The sequence below is a fragment of the Mycobacterium parascrofulaceum ATCC BAA-614 genome (genome assembly GCF_000164135.1).
Taxonomy (GTDB): domain Bacteria; phylum Actinomycetota; class Actinomycetes; order Mycobacteriales; family Mycobacteriaceae; genus Mycobacterium; species Mycobacterium parascrofulaceum.
The window spans coordinates 348,694-355,027 of record NZ_GG770553.1 but is presented as its reverse complement, the minus strand read 5'-3'; the positions used below and the strand labels follow the sequence as shown (position 1 = coordinate 355,027).

Sequence of the window (6,334 nt, the reverse complement as noted above, 5' to 3'; positions counted from 1 at the left end):
AGCCGGCCGGTGGCTTTCATCGCCAGGTAGCGGTCGGCCAGCGCGGGAGCCAGCTCGGTGGGCGGGGCGTCGACCACCTCCACGCCGACGCGGCGCAGCCGCGAGGCGATCGCGCGGCGGTCGTTGCGGGAGCGTTCGGCGGCCGCCGCGTCGTAGACGGCGGCGGGATCCGCGCGCCCGGAGGCCAGGTGGTCGACCCGGGGGTCGGCGACCGCGGCGACCATCAGGTGGTGTTTCGCCGACAACTGCGGCAGCACCGGCAGCAAGCCCTCGTCGAGCGCGGTCGCGTTCAGGTCGGTCAGCAGCACCACCAGCGACCGCCGGCGGGCGCGCCGGGCGATGGCGGAAACCATTGCGGTCCAATCGGGTTCGAGCAGCGCCGGTTGCAGGGGGGCCATCGCCTCGACGAGGTGGGCGAGCAGCTCGGTGCGCGACGCGCCGAACACGCCGGCCCGGGTGACCCGGTCGTGGGCGAGGAAGTCGACGTGGTCGCCGGCCCGCGACGCGAGGGCCGCCAGCAGCAGCGCGGCGTCCATGGACCAGTCCAGCCGGGGCCAGCCCGCCGGATCCGCGGCGGTCGGGTCGACGCCGACCCGGCCCGCCGAGGTGCGGCCCGTGTCGAGCACGATCACCACGCGCCGGTCGCGTTCGGGACGCCAGGTGCGCACGACGACGTCGGCGCGGCGCGCGGTGGCGCGCCAGTCGATCGACCGCACGTCGTCACCGACGACATACTCGCGCAGCGAATCGAATTCGGTGCCCTGGCCGCGGATCAGCGTCGGCAGCAGGCCGTCGATCTCGCGCAGCTTGGCCAGCCGCGCCGGCAGGTGCTTGCGGGACAGGAACGGCGGGAGCACCCGCAGCAGGCCCGGCACCGCCTGCGCACCCTGCCGTCCCGCCAGCCCCAGCGGGCCGATCGATCGGGCGGTGACCAGCGCGGTGCGCTGCTCGCCGCGCCGGACCGGCCGTAGCTGCGACGTGACGTGCTGGTGCTGCCCGGCGGGGATGTTCAGGGGATGGATCCGGGGCCGGGCGCCCGCGCTGGGCGGCCAGGCGTCGCGCACCTGCCCGCGGAACCGGCGCCGGCCGTCGTTGTGGATCAGCAGGCCGACGTCCACCTGCTGCGCGAGCCGGGCGGAGCGATCCGGCGACCGGACGTAGCGCAGGCCGCGGGTGCTGGCCGCGAGCCCCGCGTCGACGGCCACCAAGGCCGCGAGCGTGACCAGCAGGACCGCGAAAGTCCTTGCCGGCCAGGGGGAGAACGCGATGGGCAGGACGCATATCAGCGCGACCAGCCCGGCGCGTCCGGTCAGGACCACTAGCGGGGCACCGGAACCGAGGCCAGGATACCGTCGAGCACGCCGTCGGGGGTGGCGCCCTCGAGCTCGGCCTCGGGGCGCAGCATCACCCGATGCCGCAGCGTCGAGCGGGCCATCGCCTTCACGTCGTCGGGCGTGACGTAGTTGCGGCCGGAGAGCCAGGCCCACGAGCGGGCGGTGGCCAGCAGCGCGGTCGCCCCGCGCGGCGAGACGCCCAGCTGCAGCGCGGGTGAGGAGCGGGTGGCGCCGACGATGTCGACGATGTAGCCCAGCACCTCGTCGGCGACCAGCACGTGGCCGACGGCTTCGCGGCCGGCCGCCAGCTCGGCGGGCCCGGCCACCGGGTTGATCGCCGACAGGTCGCGCGGGTCGAAGCCGTGGGCGTGCCGGCCGAGGATGGCGATCTCCGAATCTCGCGGCGGCAGAGTCACATTGAGCTTGAGCAGGAAGCGGTCCAGCTGCGCTTCGGGCAGCTGGTAGGTCCCCTCGTACTCGATGGGGTTCTGGGTCGCGGCGACGATGAACGGGTCGGGCAGCGGCTGGGCCACGCCTTCGACGCTGACCTGGCGTTCCTCCATCGCCTCGAGCAGCGCGGCCTGCGTCTTCGGCGGGGTCCGGTTGATCTCGTCGGCCAGCAGCAGGTTGGTGAACACCGGACCGGGTCGGAACGCGAACGCGGCGGTGCGCGCGTCGTACACCAGCGAACCGGTGACGTCACCGGGCATCAGGTCCGGGGTGAACTGCACCCGCTTGAACTCCAGCCGGAGGGCGGCCGCCAGCGCCCGGACCAGGAGCGTCTTCGCCACTCCCGGAACGCCTTCCAGCAACACATGACCGCGGCACAGCAGCGCGATCACCAGGCCGCTGACCACCCCCTCCTGCCCCACGACGGCCTTGGCGAGCTCGGCACGCAATGCCAGCAGCGCGTCCCGCGCCGATTCAGCGGTGGGGGTGGAGGCGGTAGATGGTTGCGTCACGTCCGTGTGACCTGCCTTTCGATGTCGTCGAGAGCACGGGCAAGTTGTAGCAGGTCGTGGTCGGTCGCCGGGGGCGGGCCGAACAGCTGATAGGCGACGGCCGCCGGGTCGGATCCGCTGCGACCGGCCACCGCGGCCGCCACCGCGGGCGCCGACGCCCCGGTGTTCAGCCCGAGCCGGGGCAGCATCCGCTGCAGCGCCGCGGTGCGCAGCGCCGCGGCCGCGCGGTCGCGGGCCCGGCGGGAACGGTACAGCCGGCCGCGGCCCTCGACGGTCTCCGACGCGCGCACCACGACGGGCAGCGCCTCGGCGACCAGCGGCCCGGGCCGCCGCCCCCGCCACACGGCGACCAGCAGCACGACCAGGCACAGCTGCAAGACGATCCACGTCACGTTCGACGGGAGCAGGTCGAAAACCGAGCCGGGCGGCGGGGATTCCCCCTCGACGCGGTGGGGCGCATACCAGATGAGCCGGGGCCGGGCGCCCGCCAGGTTCATCGCCAGGGCGGCGTTGCCCTCCTGCAGCAGGGCGCCGTTGGTGAGGAAGTCGGTGCTGCCGACCGCCGTGACGGTCCGCCCGCCGTCCCGGAAGCGGATCAGTGCGCCGTGATAGCAGCGGGTGATCGGCCGGCCGTCGGTGGCGCGGTAGCTGTCGCTGGGCCCGAAGCGCACCGGCCCGGCGCGGGTGGCCGCGCGCAGCGTGCAATCCGGGTCGGTGTCGAAGGTGTTGGCCGCCATGACGCGCACGCCGGGCATCAGCGCCTCGCGGGCGCGCGCCGTCGGTTCCACCAGCAGCAGGTCGCCGGGCGCGGCCGCCAGCCGGTCCAGCAGCGGTCCGGTCAGGTATTGGCTCTGGGCCACCAGGATCAGCGCGTCGGGCCGCGCCGCCCGTTCGACGTCGCCGATACGGTGCGCGACCACGACGTCGACGCCGCCGTCGCGCAGCAGCGCCACCAGCGCGTGGGTGCCCTCGGGGCCCGTCGACTCCGGGTCCATGCGCGCGCCCGGGCGCGGCGCGGTGAGGTAGGCGTCCACGCCGGCGACCACGGCGAGCACGATGAGGGTGAGGATCACCCACCGCCAGGTCCGCCGGCGCTGCGGCGCCGCCGCCGTGGCGGCCTGCCCGGTGGCCGCCATCACCGCACCTGCGCCCACGAGTCGGGCGCGGCGGGATGCGCCGGCCCCGGTGCGACGGCCGCCGCGCGGGACCGCAGGTGGTCGTCGAGGTCGGCGATCAGCTGGTACGCGCTCTGCGTTCCCGGTTGTTCGCCGTAGGTGACGTCGTTGAAAGCCGTTGCTCCCTGCGTCAATTCGTCGGCGAGGTGGGGCAGGGCCGCGCCGGCGTCAGAGGCCAGCTCGTTGGCGGTGCGGCCCGGGGCCGGGTTCAGCACGCCGGTCTCCTCCAGCTGGCGGGCGACCGCCCGCAGCCGGTGACGGATCGCCGCGGCCCAATCACCCTGCGCCGCAAAGTCCTCGGCGGTCGCCCGATGCTGGGCCGCGGTGAGCTGGGCGGCTTCGAACAATCGGTAGTCGCCGCCGCGGTTGGTGCGCATGGTGCGCCGCGCGACGTGAACGGCGACCGCCAGCGCGACGCCCAGCAGGATGACGAGCACCGTCGCGGTGAGCCACCCGCCCGGCAGCGAGGCGGCCTTCTGCAGCAGCCGGAAGATCGTCTCGTTGAGCCATTCGGCGATCTGTTCGGTGGCCGAACCCTTCGAGTAGATCGGTTTGTTCAGCTCGTCCTGGGCGGCCTGGTGTGCGGCATCGCGGTCGATGTCGATGGAGGGCACTGTCTCACTCGCCTCAGACCGGCCGGGTAAGCCAGAGGTTGTCGGTGGACGCGGCCCCGGACGGCCCGCCGGCGGCGCCGGTCTGCAGCACCAGATCGAACGCCTCGGCACGCATCCGGCGATCGGTGTAGAGCAGCGTGATGACCCCGGCGTTGAACGGCGCGGTGATGATCTCGCCGATCGCCGCCCCCACCGACGCCACCGCCGTGCTCACCAGGAACGCCGCGGTGGACGGGGTGACCAGGAAAACCTGGCTGACGATGTTGAAGGGCACCGCGACCGCGGCCGCGACGACGGAGGTCACCAGCAGCGTCAGCACGCGGATGCCCAGCACCCGCCAGAAGCCGTTGCGCACCAGCACGAACGATCGGGTGATGGCGTCCAGGACGGGCAGCCGCTCCAGCACGATCAGCACGGGCGCGAACAACACCACCGTGTACAGGTAGACGAGCAACGCGAGCATGGCCAGCGCGAGCGGCAACCCGAGGAGGACCACCGCCGCGGCGCTGCCGATCGCCGCCAGCACCGCGACGATCACCGCCACCAGGCCCGCGAAGACCGCGAGCACGGCGCCTTCCAGCACGGCCAGACCGAGCAGGGGCACCAGGCGCCCGCGGATCTTGGCCCACGTCTCCCCGATCGTGATCGGCGTGCCGAAGACCGCCCGCCCGACGATGACCGTGAGCATCCCGGACAGCAGCATGCCGCCCAGCCAGGCGACCAGGACGCCGGCGCCCATCGACGTCAGCCAGGCGCCGACGACCCCGCTGCTCAGCTCCTTCGCCTGGTCGGTCGTCAGCCTGCCGTAGGCCGCCAACGGCCCGAACACGGCGACCTTCGTGACGATCTGGATGGCCACCACCACGATGGCGGTCAGCCCCAGCGTCGCCCTCGGGTTGGCCCGCACGTAGCCGACCGCGCCGTTGAAGATGTCGCCCAGGGTCAACGGCCGCAGCGGGATGATGCCGGGTTTGGCCGCTCCCGGGACCAGTTGGGGCGGGCCGTATTGCCAAGGGGGCGGCGGGCCGTACCCCGGTGGCGGGCCGTATCCGGGGGGCGGCCCGTAGCCCGGCGGGGGGCCGTATCCGGTGGGCGGCCCGTACCCCGGTGGGGGCCCGTACCCCGGTGGGGGGCCGTAGGCGGGCGGGGGACCGTAGGCGGGCGGGGGACCGTGGCCCGGCGGCGGGCCAACCGGATAGCCGGGCGGCGGCGCGCTCACCGTGTTCCGCGGCGCATGCGGGCGGGCCCGTCGTTCGTCATGGGCTCCATCCTGTCGGTGGTCCGGGCATTTCTCAATCATGGCGGGGCCGCCGGCGCGTAGCGTCTCTGGCATGGCGGAACTGAAATCGCGGCTGCGGGCCGACCTGACCGACGCGATGAAGAGCAAGGACAAGCTGCGCACGGCGACGCTGCGACTGTTGCTCGCCGCGATCCAAACCGAGGAGGTCTCCGGCAAGCAGGCCAAGGAGCTGTCCGACGACGAAGTGATCAAGGTGCTGGCCCGCGAGTCGCGCAAACGCGCGGAGTCGGCGGAGATCTACACGCAGAACGGTCGCGGGGAACTTGCCGCCAACGAGCACGCCGAGGCGCGGATCATCGACGAATATCTGCCGACGCCACTCACCGAGGCCGAGCTCGCCGACGTCGCGGACACCGCGATCGCGCAGGTGGCCGAGGAGATCGGCGAGCGGCCGGGCATGAAGCAGATGGGCTTGGTGATGAAGGCGGCCACCGCGATCGCGGCCGGCAAGGCCGACGGGGCCCGGTTGTCCGCGGCGGTCAAGGAGCGCCTGTAGCCGACCGCGTGAGCACCCGCGCGACGGCCGCGCGAGCGACCCGGACCCCGGCGACGAAGCGCGGGAACTGCGGGCCGCCCCGGTCGTCGCCGCGCGCCGGGCGGCCGGCGTCGAGCCGTTCCCGCTGGGGAACCACGACGTATTTCGGGTCGCGGGTGGACTCCACCCCGGCGTGGAACACGCCGAACCGCTGAAAGACGCTGCCGACCAGAAGCGCCAGACCGCACACCGCCGCCGCCGGCCGGCTGCGGCCCGCCGCCAGCGTGCCCAGCGCCCCGCCGACCGTCAGGTACTCCGCCCACTTTCGCTCCCGGTGCGCCCTCCCGGTCGTGTAGGCCTCCGCGACCAGCCCGAGCCGCCGCTCGAGGAGCCACGACGCCGCCACCTCGAGCCCGGCCCCCAGCACCGCCATCCGCCGCGCGGGACCGGCCTCGCCGGCCGGCGCGAGCAGCA

Annotated in this window: 6 protein-coding genes and 1 pseudogene; 1 reads left to right on the top strand and 6 read right to left on the bottom strand. The window is 74.0% G+C overall.

Features of this window, described 5'->3' with window-relative positions:
• From HMPREF0591_RS01775 to HMPREF0591_RS01755, 5 genes are all read right to left on the bottom strand, one after another.
• The coding region (locus tag HMPREF0591_RS01775) for a DUF58 domain-containing protein (RefSeq protein ID WP_007166673.1) at positions 1-1,319 on the bottom strand (1,319 nt) is incomplete at its 3' end.
• Positions 1,319-2,296 (bottom strand): AAA family ATPase, encoded by a 978-nt coding sequence (locus HMPREF0591_RS01770; protein WP_007166672.1) that lies wholly within the window; start codon positions 2,294-2,296, stop codon positions 1,319-1,321. The genes HMPREF0591_RS01775 and HMPREF0591_RS01770, both read right to left, overlap by 1 nt.
• Complete coding sequence (locus HMPREF0591_RS01765) at positions 2,293-3,432, bottom strand: DUF4350 domain-containing protein (RefSeq protein ID WP_007166671.1); 1,140 nt, start codon at positions 3,430-3,432, stop codon at positions 2,293-2,295. The genes HMPREF0591_RS01770 and HMPREF0591_RS01765 overlap by 4 nt, the downstream gene beginning before the upstream one ends.
• Positions 3,432-4,085, bottom strand: coding sequence for a DUF4129 domain-containing protein (locus HMPREF0591_RS01760; protein ID WP_007166670.1), 654 nt, complete (start codon positions 4,083-4,085; stop codon positions 3,432-3,434). The genes HMPREF0591_RS01765 and HMPREF0591_RS01760 overlap by 1 nt, the downstream gene beginning before the upstream one ends.
• Before the next feature lie 13 nt (positions 4,086-4,098).
• Positions 4,099-5,418 (bottom strand): DUF7847 domain-containing protein, encoded by a 1,320-nt coding sequence (locus HMPREF0591_RS01755; RefSeq protein WP_208857731.1) that lies wholly within the window; start codon positions 5,416-5,418, stop codon positions 4,099-4,101.
• Here HMPREF0591_RS01755 and HMPREF0591_RS01750 point away from each other — a divergent pair.
• Positions 5,417-5,881, top strand: a complete 465-nt coding sequence (locus HMPREF0591_RS01750) for a GatB/YqeY domain-containing protein (RefSeq protein ID WP_007166667.1) — start codon at positions 5,417-5,419, stop codon at positions 5,879-5,881. The genes HMPREF0591_RS01755 and HMPREF0591_RS01750 overlap by 2 nt on opposite strands.
• Here the strand turns inward: HMPREF0591_RS01750 and HMPREF0591_RS01745 are convergent.
• A pseudogene (locus HMPREF0591_RS01745) lies at positions 5,865-6,334 on the bottom strand (hypothetical protein); the annotation flags it as partial. The gene HMPREF0591_RS01750 and the pseudogene HMPREF0591_RS01745 overlap by 17 nt on opposite strands.

Excerpts from the sequence above, each read along its gene's own strand:
- HMPREF0591_RS01755 (WP_208857731.1), bottom strand. The coding sequence starts at position 5,418 with ATGCCAGAGACGCTACGCGCCGGCGGCCCCGCCATGATTGAGAAATGC.
- HMPREF0591_RS01765 (WP_007166671.1), bottom strand. The coding sequence starts at position 3,432 with ATGGCGGCCACCGGGCAGGCCGCCACGGCGGCGGCGCCGCAGCGCCGG.
- HMPREF0591_RS01750 (WP_007166667.1), top strand. The coding sequence starts at position 5,417 with ATGGCGGAACTGAAATCGCGGCTGCGGGCCGACCTGACCGACGCGATG.